Source organism: Brevundimonas sp. AVps23W, assembly GCF_058681395.1.
The window spans coordinates 402,312-417,666 of sequence record NZ_CM178738.1 but is presented as its reverse complement, the minus strand read 5'-3'; the positions used below and the strand labels follow the sequence as shown (position 1 = coordinate 417,666).

Genomic DNA, 15,355 nt, shown 5'->3' with positions numbered 1-15,355 from the left:
GGGTTCGCCGCGCTTATCCCCTGTCATCGCAGGGGGATCAACCGGTCAGAGCCCGTCAGGCCGCGCCGGCGAGACGAGTTCGCGCGGTCAGGGCCTGATGGACCGCCTCCAGCGTCGCCTCGACCGCCACCAGGGTCGAGGCGCGACGGGCGGGATAGTCGGCGACCTGGCGCAGGAGGCGCAGATCCTCGAACCGGCCGACCGGGCCTTCGCCGCCGGATTTCAGCATGGCGATCATGGCGTCGCGGGCGCCGGCGATCTCCTCGACCGAGGCGCCGATGACGGACTGGCCCAGGACACCCGCCGCAGCCTGACCCAGGGCGCAGGCCTTGACGTCCTGGGCGAAGCCGACGACGCGGCCTTCATCATCCAGCGTCACATCGACGGTGGCGCGCGATCCACACAGTTTGGCGACCCGCTCGCCGGTGCCCTCAGGCGACGGCAGCCGCCCCGCATGAGGCAGGTTGGCGGCCAGCGTCAGAATGCGCGCGCTGTAGAGATCGTCGATCATGGCGGGAAGATAGGACGGGCGGGGCCTAGGTGAAAGCCTATGCGTGCGGATGGGCGCGCGGATGGGCCGCCGCATAGGCGTTCAACAGGCGTTCGGCGTCGACGCCGGTGTATTTCTGGGTCGTCGACAGGCTGGCGTGGCCCAGCAGTTCCTGGATCGAGCGCAGGTCGGCGCCGGCGCCCAGCAGATGGGTCGCGAAACTGTGGCGCAGGGCGTGGGGGGTGGTGCGTTCGGGCAGGCCCAGCCGGCCGCGCAGCCGCTGGACCGAGGCCTGGACGTGACGCGGGCTGAGCGGCCCGCCGCGCCGGGCGCGGAACAGGGCGTCGGACGGTTGAAGCGGAAAGGGCTGGAGCGCCAGATAGGCGTCCACCGCCGCGCGGACGGCGGGCAGGACCGGGACGATCCGGGTCTTTGACCCCTTGCCGAGAATACGCAGGGTCTCGCCCAGCGGGGCGTCGGCCCGGATCAGGGACAGGCCTTCGGAAATCCGCAACCCGCAGCCGTAGAGCAGGGTCAGGACGGCGCGGTCGCGCGCGGCTTCCCACGGTTCGGCGTCCGGATCGGCGTCGGGTTCGGCCAGCAGGCCGCGCGCCTGGTCCTCCGTCACCGGTCGGGGCAGGGACGGCTTGATGCGGGGACCGCGCACCAGGGCCAGCTGGGGGGCGGGCGTGTCCAGTCGTCGGTCCAGGAAGGCGTGAAAGCCGCGAATGGCCGACAGGGTCTGGCTGAGGGACCGGGCCGCCAGGGGATGATCGCCGGATCGGCGGTCCGCCAGATGGGCGCGGACCTCGGCGGCGGTGACGGTTCCCAGCGTCTTCAACGTCAGGGCCTCGCCGCGATGGCGTTCGAGGAAGGCGACATAGAGCCGGCCGATATGGCCGTAGGCCTCCAGGGTGCGGGGCGACAGCCGCCGCTCGTGCGCCAGATGCTCAAGCCAGGCGAGCAGGGCCTCGGCGGCGGTCAGTTCAACACCGGCCATCGCTCGGCCATCCGCTCCACCACCCGGGCCAGGAAGGCGGCCAGTTCGCAGCCCATGGTGGGGGTGAAACCCTCGGGTTCGGGCGAACCGAAGGCGCACAGGCAGGGGCGGGGCGGTTCGCCCGGCGTCAGATGCGGCGCCATACGGATCAGGGCGACGGACTTCACCTGATCGGCGGCTGCGCCGAACAGGTCCAGGCCCTCGAACATCGGGCCCAGCCAGGTCAGGCCGTGTTCGCCGAGCAAGCCGTCCACTTCGCCCGCCTCCAGTCCGCGCCAGCCGAAGGGCACGCCGCCCGGTCGTTCCAGGGCGATGGCGGCGCCGGCCAGGCCGAACCGTCCCTGGGCCGCCGCGTCCAGGCGTCGCGCCAGATCGGAATGGTTGCGGGCCTCCATCAGGTCGAGGGCGGCGACATGGGTCTGGGTCTGGGCGGCGAAATTGGCGCGGGCGATGGTCTCGACCTCGCGTCGGGCGCCGGCCTCACGCTCGACCACGGCCTCCATCCGCGTCAGGGCGGCGGCGCCGAACTCCAACACATTGCGGCCGTGCGGACGCAGACCGATCTCTTCCAGCAGGGAGCGGTCGTCCAGCAGGGTCTGGGGATGGGTCTGAAGCCAGCCGCGCACCTCGGGCCAGTGCAGGCCGTCGCCCAGATGGGGGACGGCCTCCGCCTCGGAGGTTTCGAAAAGGTCCAATGAGCCGCTCAAACAGACCTCTCCGTGACGCGCGATTTACAGGATGGACTGACCGGTCTTGGCCCAGTCCGCCACGAAGGCATCAAGACCTCTGTCGGTTAACGGGTGCTTTACCAGAGCCTTGAATGTGTCAGCGCCGAAGGTTGCGGCGTCCGATCCGGCGACGGCGGCGGCGGCTACATGGGCGACGTTGCGCAGCGAGGCGGCCAGGATCTGGGTCTCGAAACCGTGCACGTCATAGAGGACGCGGATTTCCTCCAGCAGGGCGATGCCGTCGGCGCCATTGTCTTCCAGTCGGCCGACGAAGGGCGAGACGAAGGTGGCGCCGGCCTTGGCCGCCAGCAGCGCCTGGGCGGCCGAGAAGCACAGGGTGACGTTGGTCTTGATCCCCTTGTCGGTGAAGACGCGGCAGGCGCGCAGGCCGTCCCAGGTCAGGGGCAGTTTCACGACCACGTTCGGGGCGATGGCGGCGAGCTTGTCGCCCTCCTTGACCATGGTCTCGAAATCGAGCGAGACGGCCTCGGCGGAAATCGGCCCCTCGACGAGGGCGCAAATCTCGGCGATGACCTCGGCGATGTTCCGACCCGACTTGGCGATCAGCGACGGATTGGTGGTGACGCCGTCCACCATGCCGGTGGGGACCATGTCCTTGATGACGGCGACGTCGGCGGTATCGAGAAAGAGTTTCATGGACAGGGCTTTTAACGTCACCGAGCAGCGGATGCGACTCCCTTTCTCCTCCCCGTCGCTTGCGATGGGGAGGTGGCGCGGCGCGTCTTCGCGTCGTGACGGAGGGGTTCTGGCCGCACGACAGGCGCCTGTGATGCGGCAAGAGCCCCTCCACCACTTCGTGGTCCCCCTCCCCATTTCATGGGGAGGAGACGGCGAGTGAAAGTCGCCTCGGTCCTCATTCCCCTGCCGGTGCCGGAAGCCTTCGATTACGAGGCGCCCGAAGGCATGACGCTGGCGCGCGGCGATCAGGTCGCGGTGCCCCTGGGGCCGCGGCTGATCCGGGGCGTGGTGGCGGAGGTGTTCGAGACCACCGGCTCCAACCGGCGGCTGAAATCGGTCGAGTCGAGACTGGACGACCCCGCCCTGCCGGCCGGGGTGATGGACTTCGTCGAATGGGCCGGGCGCTGGACCCTGTCGCCGCCCGGCGAGATGGCGGCGACCGCGCTGAAAGGCCTACGCGCACCGCGTCCCCGGCCGGAACGCAAGGTGCGGCGGGTTGGCGACCGGCAACCGGCGCGCGCCACCCCGGCTCGGACGGGGGTGCTGGAGGCCCTGGGCGACCGCGCCATGGCCGTCGCCGATCTGGCGCGCGCCGCCGGCGTGTCGTCGGGGGTGATCAAGGGCCTGATCGACGAGGGGGTGCTGGAGATCATCGAAATCGCGGCGGAGGCGGCGTTCGACCGGCCCGATCCCGACCATGCGCCGGCGACCCTGAACGGCGACCAGGCGGCGGCGGCTTCGGCCCTGGCGGCGGGCGTGACGGGCGGCGGTTTCCGGCCCTTCCTGCTGGACGGCGTCACGGGGTCGGGCAAGACCGAGGCCTATCTGGAGGCGATCGCGCGGGTGCTGCGGGCCGATCCGAAGGCGCAGATTCTGATCCTTCTGCCCGAGATCGCCCTGACCCAGGCCCTGATCGAACGGATCACGGACCGGTTCGGCGCCGCCCCGGCCGAATGGCACTCGGGCGTCGCCCCACCCCGCCGGCGTCAGGTGTGGGAGGCGGTGGTCGCCGGCCGGTGCAATATCGTGGTCGGCGCCCGTTCGGCCCTGTTCCTGCCCTTCGTCGATCTGCGGCTGATCGTGGTGGACGAGGAGCACGACAGTTCGTTCAAACAGGAAGAGGGTCTGGTCTATCACGGGCGCGACCTGGCGGTGGCGCGGGCGCGGATCGAGGGGGCGGCGGTGGTTCTGGCCTCGGCGACGCCGTCGCTGGAGACCCTGTGGAACGCCCAGGCCGGGCGGTATGACTGGCTGAAGCTGGGCGCGCGTCACGGGGTGGCGGTGATGCCCGACATCGAACTGCTGGACCTGCGCCAGCACACGCCCGATCCCCAGACATGGCTGTCGCAACCGCTGCGTCTGGCGGTGGGCGAGACCCTGGCGCGGGGCGAGCAGACTCTGTTGTTCCTGAACCGGCGCGGCTATGCGCCCGTCGTCCTGTGCCGCGTCTGCGGACACCGGCTGACGGCGCCGGACACCGACAGCTGGCTGGTCGAGCATCGCTATACCGGCCGCCTGGTCTGTCACCTGACCGGCTTCTCGATGGCGCGGCCGAAACTGTGCCCGTCGTGCGGAGCGGAGGACTCGCTGGTCTCGGTCGGGCCCGGCGTCGAACGGGTCGAGGAGGAGGTGCGCCAGCTATTCCCCGAGGCGCGGACGGCGGTGTTCAGCTCGGACACCGCGCCCGACGCCAAGTCCGCGCGCGCGCTGATCCAGCGGATGACCGACGGCGAGATCGACATCCTGGTCGCGACCCAGGCCGCCGCCAAGGGCCACAACTTCCCCCGCCTGACCCTGGTCGGGGTGGTGGATGCGGACCTGGGCTTGCGGGGCGGCGATCTGCGAGCGGCCGAGCGGACCTATCAGCTCTTGGCCCAGGCGACAGGGCGGGCAGGCCGAGCGGATCGGCCGGGGCGCGCTCTGCTGCAGACCTGGACCCCGGAGCATCCGGTGCTGATGGCCCTGGCGGCCGGCGACCGGGACGCCTTCGTCGAGGCGGAGATGGCCGAGCGGGAAGCGGCGTCCCTGCCCCCCTTCGGCCGGTTGGCGGCGATCATCCTGTCCAGCGAGAATGCGGCGGCGGTGGAGAAGGTCGCCGCCGACCTGGCCCAGGCCATTCCCAACGCCGAGCGGCTGGAGGTCTATGGCCCCGCCGACGCGCCCCTGGCCTTGGTGCGGGGACGGCGGCGCAAGCGACTGCTGGTGCGGGCCGACCGCGATGTGAACCTTCAGGCGTTTCTGCGCGCCTGGCTGACGCGGGTGAAGATCCCCGCTTCGGTCCGGCTGACGGTGGATGTCGATCCCTACTCCTTCCTCTGAACCTCTGAGAGATGAAGAAGATGGAGGCCTGGCCTCCGAGTCGAACGGAGGGTTTTCGGGCTTGCAGGCCCGCCGCGTAGCCACTCCGCCACCAGGCCGTAACGCGTGCAGACTGCCACGGGGCGGGGCTGTGGCTGATATCGTGCGCGTTTCGAGATGTAACGGGCAGTAACGGCGAGATGGGGCGCGAAAACTGATCGAGCGGGTGGCGACCGGCGCTTCGTGGGCGGCCGAGACGGTCATTCACGAAGGCCGGGTGGTCGCTCCCGCATGTCCGATGGCGAAGGCGACTCGTCGTCTTCAGGGTCTGGTCATCGAGGGCCGGTCGTCGGCCCGGCATGAAGCAGGACGCCCGCCATGAAGACCCTTTCCGCCCTCTGGGGCTCCGCCGCCCTGGTCGCCGCCGCCCTGTCGTCGGCCCCCGCCCTGGCCGCCGACATCACCTTCGACTTCGATGTCGCCGCGCCGACCGGACGGATCATGGTCGCCCTGTTCAACAGCGAGGCCAACTATGGCGGCGAGGGCCAGCCGGTTCGTTACGCCATGGTGGACGCGGGAGGCGCTTCCAAACAGGTCCGATTCGAGGACCTGCCGGACGGCGACTATGCGATGCGGGCCTTCCACGACGTCGATGGCGACGGGAAGATGAAGACCAATCCGTTCGGCATGCCGATCGAGCCCTTCGCCTTCTCCAACAACGCCGCCGGCAACATGGGTCCGGCCTCGTGGGAGCGCGCGAAGTTCGCCGCGACCGGCGCGGTCGTCCAGACCATCAGCCTGAAGTAACCAGACCTAAGCCCGGAGCCGGACCATGACCCCTTCACGCCGTTCCTTCCTGATGGGCGCCGCCGCCCTGTCGGCCGCCGTCGCTACACCCGAGATGGTCCGCGCCGCGGCCGCCCTCGACGCCGCAACAAAGGCCGACTGGGCCCTGGCCACCCGCGACGTCGAGGGCGACCTGCCCCGCCAAGCCATGCGCCTGATCCACGGCCGGGCGCCGGCGGGGTTGGACGGCGCGCTGTTCCGCAACGGGCCGGGTCGGTTCCGGCGTCCGGGCGGCTCCGTCACCCACTGGTTCGACGGCGACGGCCTGATGCGGGCCTTCCGCATCCACGATGATCAGGCCACGCTGGAGGCTCGGTTCGCCGATACGCCCAAACGCCGGGTCGAGACCGAACTGGAGGCCGTCGTCACGCCCGGCTTCGGCACAAGGGGCGACGCAAGGGCGCGGATCAGCTCCAACGACGACGCCAACGCCGCCAACACCGCCGTCATGGCGACGGGGAACCAGGTCTGGGCCCTGTGGGAAGGCGGTTCGCCGCTGGCGATGGATGCGGCCGACCTGTCGACAAAGGGCTTCGTCACCCTGCGCGACGATCTGAAGGGCATGCCGTTCCAGGCCCACCCTCGGCGGGTGCCCGACGGCTCGATCTGGAATGTCGGCACGGCCGGCGACCGGGCCGTGATCTGGCGGCTGAACCCCGACGGCGGTCTGAACAGGGCCGAGATCATACGCCTGCCGCGCGCCAGCTATATGCACGACTTCACCGCCACCGACCGGCATGTGATCCTGGTGCTCCAGCCCTGGATCCAGGAGCGTCAGGCCCTGCCCATGATCAACGGGCTGGCGTGGCGGCCCGAGGCGGGGACGCAGGTGATGGTGCTGGACAAGGACGACCTGACGCAGTCGCGCCTCTATGAACTGCCGGGCTTCTTCCACTTCCATCTGGGCGACGCCTGGGCCGAGGCGGACGGCACGATCCGGTTCGACGTGGCGGCCAGCGGCGATCCGCGCTTCGCCGTCGATGGGGCGCGGGTTCTGGTGGAGGGCCATGGAACCGTGCCGGGCGATCCGGCCAAGCTGGCCCTGATCACCCTGCGTCCGGATGGCAAGGCCGAGATGCTGACCACGGACGCTGTCGGCGAGTTCCCCAAGGCGGATCCGCGCCGTCTGGGGCTGAAACGCAGCCTGACCGTTCACACCAGCGGCGAAACCACGGGACGGCCCCTGCCTACGGGCCTGGCCGTGCAGGACTGGGACAGCGGCCGGTCGCACGGCTTCACCTTCGGCCTCCATCAGATCGTCGAGGAGACGGTCTTCGTGCCCAAGCCCGGCGCCACGGCCGAGACCGACGCCTGGCTGGTCGGGCCGTCGGTCAATCTGAAGGCCGGCCGGACCGAGCTGCACGTGTTCGACGCGGCCCATGTCGAGGACGGGCCGGTGGCGAGCTGGCAGGCGGACACGGCCCTGCCGGCGGGGTTTCACGGGACGTGGGTCGCCTAGGGCGGCGGGGGCGCGAAGCTTGCGGGCCTTCACGGTTCGACAAGCCCGACGTGCCAAGGTGAGACCATGACCCCCGTCCAGACTCCCGCCGATCTTCGCCCCATCACCGCCCTGCGTTTCGGCGCGGCGATCTGGGTGGCCGTCTATACCTTCTGGGAGAACCTGGCCGGGGCGCCGTCGTCCGGCCTTGTCGACAAGGGGTATCTGGGGGTCGAGCTGTTCTTCGTCCTGTCCGGATTTATCCTGAGCCATGTCTATCTGCAGGCGGCCGGCGAGAAGCGGTTCTCGTATCGCAGCTTCCTGTGGGCGCGGGTGGCGCGGGTCTATCCGCTGCACCTGGCGACCCTGATCGGGGTGGGGCTGCTGGCCGGCGCCGCCCTGGTCGCGGGGATGAGCGTGGACGGCAATGTGCTGAGCTGGGCGTCGCTGCCGGCCAATCTGCTGATGGTCCACGCCTGGGGCCTGGCGCCGGTGGCGGGTTGGAACCATCCGTCCTGGTCGATCTCGGCGGAGTGGTTCGCCTATCTGTGCTTCCCCCTGTTCGCCTGGGTCTTCTGGCGGCTGCGTCAGCGGCCGGTCGTGGCCTTCCTCGGCGCGGCGGCCTTCCTGGCGGCGCTCTACTACGGGTTCGAGCGGCTGGCGGGCTTCCCTCTGACCGAGGCGACCATCCGCTGGGGGGCGCTGCGGATCGTGCCCTGTTTCGCCCTGGGGTGCGCCCTGTATCTGGTCTATCGCCGGGCGCCGCTGAAGGCGCCCTGGACCACCTCGGCCGTGTCGTTCGGCCTGATGGTGATGAGCGCGGCCCTGGGCCTGTGGGACGGGGTCACCGTCCTGCTGGCCGGCGCCCTGATCCTGTCGCTGGCCTCGTTGCCGAACGAACGGGCGGGATGGCTGGCGTCCAAGCCGGCCGTCTATCTGGGGGAGATCAGCTATTCGGTCTATATGGTCTGCGTGCCGTGGAAATTGCTGGCCGTGAACCTGGCGGCCAAGGCCACGGACGCCCCAGACAAGCAGGTTCACGTTTTCGTGTGGTTGGCGATTCTGGCCCTTTTGCCCGTCGTTGCGGCCCTGTCCTACCACCTGGTCGAACACCCGGCGCGCAAGGCTTTGAAGGCGTGGGGCCAAGGCCGGAATTCCCTGTCAAGCGATCAGACGCGCAAGCGCCCGCCGCACGGGGATACGCCGAAAGGGGTTGTCGAATCCTGAGCCCCTGTGTTCTAAAAACACCATCGGCAGTCGGGATACAGCCTCAGCATGATCAAACGGCTCAAAGCCGTCGCGGTTGCGACGACCTTCGGATTTCTTGCGCTGGGCGTCGCGCCCTCTTCCGCAAAGGCCGATGAGCCGTATTGGCAGTGCGTCACCTTCGCCCGCATGTTCTCGGGCATCAACATCTTCGGCGACGCCTGGACCTGGTGGCGCCAGGCTGCAGCGAACTTCCGCACCGGCGCAGCGCCCGAGACCGGATCGGTCCTGGTCTTCCGTCCCGAAGGCCGCATGAGCCGGGGCCATGTCGCCGTGGTTTCCGACATCCTGACCGACCGCGTCGTGCGCGTCACCCACGCCAACTGGGGCGGCAGCCGCGGCAAGGTCGAAGAGAACGTCACCGTGGTGGACGTCTCGCCCGCTAATGACTGGTCGCAGGTCAAGGTCTGGTACAACCCGATCAACGACCTAGGCACCACCGTCTATCCGACCTACGGCTTCATCTACAAAGGCGCCCGCGACGCCTTCGACGCCGGCCGCCAGATCGCCTCGAACGCTTCGAGCCAGGGTCAGCACTGACCTGAACCCGCCGCGATGAGCGGCGACCGGTCCGCTTGCACCTTCTCCAGCCACGGGCGATAGGCGGGCATGACCCAATCCAGCGACATCACCTACGCCGGCTATCTGGCGTTGGACGACCTGCTTTCCACCCAGCATCCGCTGTCGGACCAGCACGACGAAATGCTGTTCGTCGTCATCCACCAGACCAAGGAACTGTGGCTGAAGCAGATCCTGCATGAGGTGGCCCTGGCCCAGACCATGGTGCGCGCCGGCGATCTGGTCCCCGCCTACAAGAGCCTGGCCCGCGTCAGCCGCATCCAGGCGGTGATGACCCAGAGCTGGGACATTCTGTCGACCATGACCCCGGCCGACTATCTGCGGTTCCGGGGCTCGCTGGGCTCCTCCTCCGGCTTCCAGAGCGACCAGTTCCGGCGGTTCGAAGCCATGCTGGGGCTGAAGGATTCCAGCTTCCTGAAGTTCCATGAGGACCGGCCCGAAGCCCTGGCCGCGCTCCAGGCCGCCATCGCCGCCCCCAGCCTGTATGACGACGCCCTGGCCCAGATGGCCAAGGCGGGTCTGCCCATACCGGCCGAGGTGCTGAACCGCGACGTGACCCAGCCCTATGAGCCGTCGCAAGCGGTGGAGGCGGCCTGGCTGGAGGTCTATCGCGACACCGAACGCTGGTGGTCGCTGTATCAGCTGGCCGAGAAGCTGGTCGATCTGGACGACGCCCTGCTGACCTGGCGGCACAAGCATGTGGTGACGGTCGAGCGGATCATCGGCCGGCGCCGCGGCACCGGCGGCACCGAGGGGGCGGCCTATCTGGCCTCGACCCTGACCAAGCGCTGCTTCCCCGAGCTGTGGTCGCTGCGCACCAGCCTGTGACCCGCGCCGGAGCCCCAGGGACGGCGAAATAGACGGAATCCACTGCAATTTTTTTGAGTCTATTTTCGTCCATTCTTTACAAGCGACGGGGCGAGGCTGAGCGTTCATCCGCCCAGTATGCGCCTGCCCCGGAGCCTGCTTAGAAGAGGCCTGCGTATCCTCGCCGACGCTTTGAAAACAGGCGGTTTATTCTCTGGAATTAGGCGCGGAGCAGGATCGAACCTGACACGCTCTGACGCCGTTTTGATCGTCCGATCGCCGCACCCGGCAACCTTCCCCACGCCTGCCCATTCCGCCGTTCGACCGCAATGCGGAAGGAATGAGCGAAATGACCAACCCCAACGCCCACGACATCAAGGTTCTGAATGGGCTGATCGAAACCACCCTGGACAGCGTGGACGGCTATCGCGAGGCGGCCGAACAGACCGAGGATCCGCACTACCGCACCCTGTTCGAGAACCGCAGCGCCGAACGGCGGCAGGTGGTCGAGGATCTATCGGGCGCCGTGCGCGGCCTGGGCGGCGATCCCGAGCCGCATGGTTCGATCCTGGCCAAGGCCCATCGCGCCTTCCTGGATGTGAAACACGCCCTGATGCGCAACGACGATTCCGTCGTCGGTTCCATCGACAGCGGCGAAGGCTTTATCGCCGGTCGGTACGAGAAGGCGCTGGAGGACACAGGCATCTCGGCCACCACGCGCGAGACCGTCCGCCGCGCCTATGCGACGATCAAGGTCGGCCATGACGAAATGCACGCCCTGAAACACAGTCTGGAAGGCCAGAAAGACGCGTCGAACCCGCTTTATCCGACCTAGGCGCCCGCCCGTTTCGCAAAGCCCCAGGCCGCGTCGCTGAGCGGCCCGACCTGGGCGGCCATGCTTCGGGCGTGGGCGCTGGCCGCCGTGCCGTCGCGGACCCGGCCGGCGATGCCCTGGCAGATCGCCGCCAGTCGGAACAGGTTGTAGGCGTAGAGCCAGTCCAGATTGGCGGGCCGCATGCCGGTGGCGGCGGCGTAGCGGTCCACTGTCTCCTCGACCGAGGGAATGCCCAGGGCCTCCAGATCGGCTCCGGCGAGACCGTTTCGCAGGCTGGCCGGAATGGCCCAGGCGATCAGCAGATAGGAGAAGTCGGCCATCGGATCGCCCAGGGTCGACAGTTCCCAGTCCAGCACGGCGCGAACCTCGGCCCGATCCTCAGCCAGGATCATGTTGTCGAGACGGAAGTCGCCATGGACGATGCGGCTGGGCCCTTCGGCCGGCAGGCTGTCCGGCAGGAAGGCGATCAGCCGGTCCATGGCGGGAACGGGTTCGGTTTCCGACGCGCGATATTGCTTGGTCCAGCGCCCGACCTGACGCGCGAAATAGTTGCCGGCCTTGCCATAGTCGGCCAGGCCGATGGCGGCGGGATCAAAGGCGTGAAGCCGGGCCATCGCATCCGTCTGGGCGTTATAGATGGCGCGGCGCTCAACGGGGGTCAGGCCAGGCAGTTTCAGATCCCAGAGGATACGGCCCTCGACCTTGTCCATCACATAGAAGATCGAGCCGATGACGGCCTCGTCCAGGCACAGCGCATGGGGCTTGGCCACCGGGAAGCCCTGGGCGGCCAGGGCGGAGATGACCTGGAACTCGCGGTCCACGGCATGGGCGCTGGGCAAGAGAACGCCCGGCGGCTTGCGGCGCAGCACATAGGCGGCGGTCGGGGTCGTCAGCTCGTAGGTGGGGTTGGACTGGCCGCCCTTGAACTGGCGCACCGTCAGCGGGCCGGCGTAGCCCGCGACATGGTCGGTCATCCAGGCGGCCAGGGCCGCCTCGTCCAGCCGGTAGCGGGGATCGACCTCGCGGGTGCCGGAAAAGGTCGTTTGAGCGTCCTGCATAGGCGCGTCGGCAGCGGAGGCGTCGGTCATGTGCAGCCCTGTCGTTTCCCTTCAGCCGCCCGCGTCTTAGGCCCGGTCCGGCGCGGCGATGATGGCGGCCTTGACGGCGCGACGCCAGCCGGAAAGCAGATGTTCGCGTTCTGAAGGCTTCATTCTGGGCTTCCAGCAGGCCGGGGCCTCAGCCGGGCGGGCCTCCAGATCGGACAGCAGGCCGACGCCCAATGCCGCCAGACGCGCGGCGCCGAGGGCGGTCATCTCCTGAAACGCGGGGCGTTCGACCTCGACCTCGCAGATGTCGGCGACGAACTGCATGGCGAAACTGTTGGCGGTGACGCCGCCGTCCACCTTCAGCGTCTTCAACGGCGGAGCGCCGTCCTGGGCCAGGGCGTCAAGCAGATCCCGCGTCTGATAGGCCAGGGCTTCCAGCGCGGCGCGGACGAAATGGGCCGAACCCGAGTCCCGCGTCAGACCGACCACGGTCCCGCGCGCGTCCGGCTCCCACCAGGGGGCGCCCAGGCCGGTGAAGCCGGGCACCATATAGACCCCGCCGTTGTCGGGCAGGCTCTGGGCCAGGGCTTCGGACTGGCGGGATTCGGAGATCAGCTTGACCCCGTCCCTCAGCCACTGGATCGCCGACCCGGCCGAAAAGATCGACCCCTCCAGCGCATAGGCGGTGCGTCCGTCGGCCCGGTAGCCGAGCGTGCCCAAGAGGCGGCGGGTCGAGGTCACCGGCGTCTCGCCGACATTGGCGACCAGGAAGGCGCCGGTGCCGTAGGTGATCTTGGCGTCGCCCGGCTGCAAAGCCCCGTGGCCGACCAGGGCCGCCTGCTGATCGCCCGCCGATCCGGCGATAGGCAGGGGGCGACCGAACAGACCGGGCTCGGTCTCGCCGATCAGGCTGGCGCAGGGAACGATGGCGGGAAGCGCCGCGCGCGGCACGTCGAACAGGGCGCACAGGTCGTCGCGCCATTCGACCGTCTTCAGATCCATCAGAGCCGTGCGGGACGCATTGGTGGCGTCGGTGGCGTGAACCCGGCCGCCGGTCAGTTTCCAGATCAGCCAGGCGTCGATCGTGCCCAGCTTGACCTCGCCCCGCGCCGCCCGGTCGCGCGCGCCCGGCACGGCGTCCAGCAGCCAGGCGAACTTGGTCGCCGAGAAATAGGGGTCGAGGATCAGGCCGGTGGCGGCCTGGACCATTGGCTCATGGCCTTCGGCGGTCAGGCGGGCGGTGACGTCGGCGGTGCGACGGTCCTGCCAGACGACGGCGCGGTGCAGGGGCTCGCCGGTCGCGGCGTCCCAGATCACCGCCGTCTCGCGCTGGTTGGTTATACCTATGGCGGCGAACCGGTCGACGCCGCCCGCCTGGCGCACCACTTCGCGGCAGGTCTGGAGGGTGGCGGACCAGATTTCGGCTGCGTCATGCTCGACCCAGCCGGATCGGGGGAAATGCTGGGCCAGCTCGATCTGGCTGACCGCGACCGAGCGCAGATCAGGGTTTCTTTCGCCTATCGCGCTTCGCGCTACTTGAGGCGAGAGTTCAAAGGCAATTGCCCGGGTCGAGGTGGTGCCCTGGTCGATGGCGAGGATCAGGCTCATGTCTTTCTCTCCCTGAACCGTCTTGGGCGACGCCTGCGGCTCGGTCTAAAGGGAGCATATGACGACGCACCTGCCCAGCTATGAAGGCGTTCTCGACGCCGCCCGCCAGATCGAGGGCGTCGCCGTTCGCCCCCCCCTGATCGAGAGCCCGGCCCTGAACGCCGTGATCGGCGGCCGGGTTCTGATGAAGGCGGAAAACCTGCAACGGGCCGGGGCGTTCAAGTTTCGCGGCGCCTATAACCGCATCAGCCGGTTGAGCGCCGAGGAGAAGGCCCGCGGGGTCGTGGCCTTTTCTTCCGGCAATCATGCCCAGGGCGTGGCCGCCGCCGCCGCCCTGGTGGGGACGCCGGCGATCATCGTCATGCCGGCGGACTCGCCCAAGGTGAAGGTCGAGGGGGTGATCGGCTTCGGCGGCGAGGTGCGGCTGTATGACCGCTGGACCGAGAGCCGCGAAGAGATCGGCGCCGCCATCGCCGCCGAGCGGGGCTGCGTCCTCGTGCCGCCGTTCGACGATCCCTTCATCATCGAGGGCCAGGGGACGACGGCCCTCGAGATGCTGAACCAGGCCGATGCGCCGATGGACCAGCTGCTGTGCGGCGCCTCGGGCGGGGGGCTGATGGCCGGGATCAATCTGGTCATGGCCGAGCGCAGCCCCGAGACCCGCGTCCTGGTGGTCGAGCCCGAGGCCTATGACGACACGGCCCGGTCGCTGGCGGCCGGGGAACGGGTCGGGCATCCCGCCGGGCCGCCGTCGATCTGCGACGCCCTGATGTCGCCCATGCCGGGCGTCCTGACCTGGCCGATCAATCGACGCCTGGCCGGCGCGGTCACCGTGTCCGACGCCGAGGTCGCCGAAGCGGTGCGGTTCGCCTTCCGCCACCTGAAACTGGTGGTGGAGCCGGGCGGCGCCGTGTCCCTGGCGGCGCTGCTGGCCGGCAAGGTCGAGGGCGCGGGTCTGACGACGGGGGTGATCCTGTCCGGCGGCAATGTTGATCCCGGTCTTTACGCCGAAATCATCGAAGGCCGTTTCGGCGTGTGACCTCTTTCCTTCCCCGTGCGCCTGAGTCAGGCTTTGCGGAAAAAGGGAGGAATGGAATGACGAAGCCGCAGGAACTTCAGGGCCTGATCGGACAGGAGGTCGGGGTCTCGCGATGGTTCGAGGTCAGCCAGGCGCGGATCGACGCCTTCGCCGACTGTACCGAGGACCGACAGTTCATCCATGTCGATGCGGAGGCGGCCAGGGCCACGCCTTTCGGCGGGACCATCGCCCATGGATTTCTGACCCTCAGCCTGGCCTCGGCGATGAGCTATGACGCCGTCCCGTCGCTGGAAGGCGTGTCGATGGGGATCAACTACGGGTTCGACAAGCTGAGGTTTTTAACGCCTGTGCGGGCCGGATCGCGCGTGCGGGGCCGGTTCCGTCTGCTGTCAGCCGAAGACAAGGGGGGCGGTCGCTGGTTGCTGAAGCACGAACTGACGGTGGAAATCGAGGGCGCCGACAAGCCTGCGCTCGTCGGGGAATGGTTAGGGATGCAGGTGGTCGATGGTTAGGCCTGCGCGCAAGGGCTGCGCTGAACACCACCGCACTTCATGGTGAACAGAAGTCCTCCGGAACCGGTCCAAAATCGCCTCAATCGGCTTCAGATCGCCAATTTAACCTGTAGCATCAATAGCACGGTATGCGGCCCCGCCCTCTTGATCGCCTCGTTTTCGCC

Annotated in this window: 15 protein-coding genes and 1 tRNA gene; 9 read left to right on the top strand and 7 right to left on the bottom strand. The window is 68.8% G+C overall.

Features of this window, described 5'->3' with window-relative positions:
- Positions 1–55 precede the first annotated feature (55 nt).
- Genes ACW177_RS01980 through fsa form a run of 4 tightly spaced genes read right to left on the bottom strand, consistent with a single transcriptional unit; the run spans position 56 to position 2,875 of the window.
- Entirely contained in the window at positions 56–511 is a 456-nt protein-coding gene (locus tag ACW177_RS01980; protein ID WP_492026989.1) for an iron-sulfur cluster assembly scaffold protein, read from the bottom strand.
- Between the two features lie 37 nt (positions 512–548).
- Complete coding sequence (locus tag ACW177_RS01975; RefSeq protein WP_492026988.1) at positions 549–1,490, bottom strand: tyrosine recombinase XerC; 942 nt, start codon at positions 1,488–1,490, stop codon at positions 549–551.
- Complete coding sequence (locus ACW177_RS01970) at positions 1,472–2,185, bottom strand: DUF484 family protein (protein WP_492026987.1); 714 nt, start codon at positions 2,183–2,185, stop codon at positions 1,472–1,474. Before ACW177_RS01970 ends, ACW177_RS01975 begins: the two co-directional genes overlap by 19 nt.
- A gap of 36 nt (positions 2,186–2,221) precedes the next feature.
- Positions 2,222–2,875 carry a fructose-6-phosphate aldolase gene (fsa, locus tag ACW177_RS01965; RefSeq protein ID WP_271165077.1) on the bottom strand — a complete coding sequence of 218 codons (654 nt, stop codon included), beginning with the start codon at positions 2,873–2,875 and terminating at the stop codon, positions 2,222–2,224.
- Between the two features lie 180 nt (positions 2,876–3,055).
- Between fsa and ACW177_RS01960 the strand changes: the two genes are divergently transcribed.
- Positions 3,056–5,236: a primosomal protein N' gene (locus tag ACW177_RS01960; protein ID WP_492026986.1), complete on the top strand. Its 2,181-nt coding sequence runs from the start codon at positions 3,056–3,058 to the stop codon at positions 5,234–5,236.
- 21 nt (positions 5,237–5,257) lie between these two features.
- Here the strand turns inward: ACW177_RS01960 and ACW177_RS01955 are convergent.
- Positions 5,258–5,334, bottom strand: a tRNA-Ala gene (locus ACW177_RS01955).
- 259 nt (positions 5,335–5,593) lie between these two features.
- Here ACW177_RS01955 and ACW177_RS01950 point away from each other — a divergent pair.
- The 6 genes from ACW177_RS01950 to ACW177_RS01925 all read left to right on the top strand — a co-directional run bounded on the left by ACW177_RS01950 (position 5,594) and on the right by ACW177_RS01925 (position 10,986).
- A complete protein-coding gene (locus tag ACW177_RS01950) occupies positions 5,594–6,022 on the top strand; it encodes a DUF2141 domain-containing protein (RefSeq protein ID WP_492026985.1) in 429 nt (142 codons plus the stop codon).
- Positions 6,023–6,047: 25 nt separating this feature from the next.
- A complete protein-coding gene (locus ACW177_RS01945) occupies positions 6,048–7,520 on the top strand; it encodes a carotenoid oxygenase family protein (protein WP_492026984.1) in 1,473 nt (490 codons plus the stop codon).
- A gap of 66 nt (positions 7,521–7,586) precedes the next feature.
- Complete coding sequence (locus tag ACW177_RS01940; protein ID WP_492026983.1) at positions 7,587–8,726, top strand: acyltransferase family protein; 1,140 nt, start codon at positions 7,587–7,589, stop codon at positions 8,724–8,726.
- Positions 8,727–8,774: 48 nt separating this feature from the next.
- Positions 8,775–9,305 (top strand): CHAP domain-containing protein, encoded by a 531-nt coding sequence (locus ACW177_RS01935; protein ID WP_492026982.1) that lies wholly within the window; start codon positions 8,775–8,777, stop codon positions 9,303–9,305.
- 69 nt (positions 9,306–9,374) lie between these two features.
- A complete protein-coding gene (locus tag ACW177_RS01930; RefSeq protein WP_492026981.1) occupies positions 9,375–10,172 on the top strand; it encodes a tryptophan 2,3-dioxygenase in 798 nt (265 codons plus the stop codon).
- A 328-nt stretch (positions 10,173–10,500) separates the two neighbouring features.
- Entirely contained in the window at positions 10,501–10,986 is a 486-nt protein-coding gene (locus ACW177_RS01925; protein WP_492026980.1) for a PA2169 family four-helix-bundle protein, read from the top strand.
- On the opposite strand, the gene ACW177_RS01920 is transcribed toward ACW177_RS01925, so the two are convergent.
- Together ACW177_RS01920 and glpK are read right to left on the bottom strand one after the other, a co-directional pair.
- Positions 10,983–12,074 (bottom strand): phosphotransferase family protein, encoded by a 1,092-nt coding sequence (locus ACW177_RS01920; RefSeq protein ID WP_492026979.1) that lies wholly within the window; start codon positions 12,072–12,074, stop codon positions 10,983–10,985. The genes ACW177_RS01925 and ACW177_RS01920 overlap by 4 nt on opposite strands.
- A 36-nt stretch (positions 12,075–12,110) precedes the next feature.
- Entirely contained in the window at positions 12,111–13,640 is a 1,530-nt protein-coding gene (gene glpK, locus ACW177_RS01915) for a glycerol kinase GlpK (protein WP_492026978.1), read from the bottom strand.
- Between the two features lie 58 nt (positions 13,641–13,698).
- Here glpK and ACW177_RS01910 point away from each other — a divergent pair, with 58 nt between their 5' ends.
- Together ACW177_RS01910 and ACW177_RS01905 are read left to right on the top strand one after the other, a co-directional pair.
- Positions 13,699–14,679, top strand: a complete 981-nt coding sequence (locus tag ACW177_RS01910) for a threonine ammonia-lyase (RefSeq protein WP_492026977.1) — start codon at positions 13,699–13,701, stop codon at positions 14,677–14,679.
- A gap of 56 nt (positions 14,680–14,735) precedes the next feature.
- Entirely contained in the window at positions 14,736–15,191 is a 456-nt protein-coding gene (locus ACW177_RS01905; protein WP_492026976.1) for a MaoC family dehydratase, read from the top strand.
- Positions 15,192–15,355: the final 164 nt, after the last annotated feature.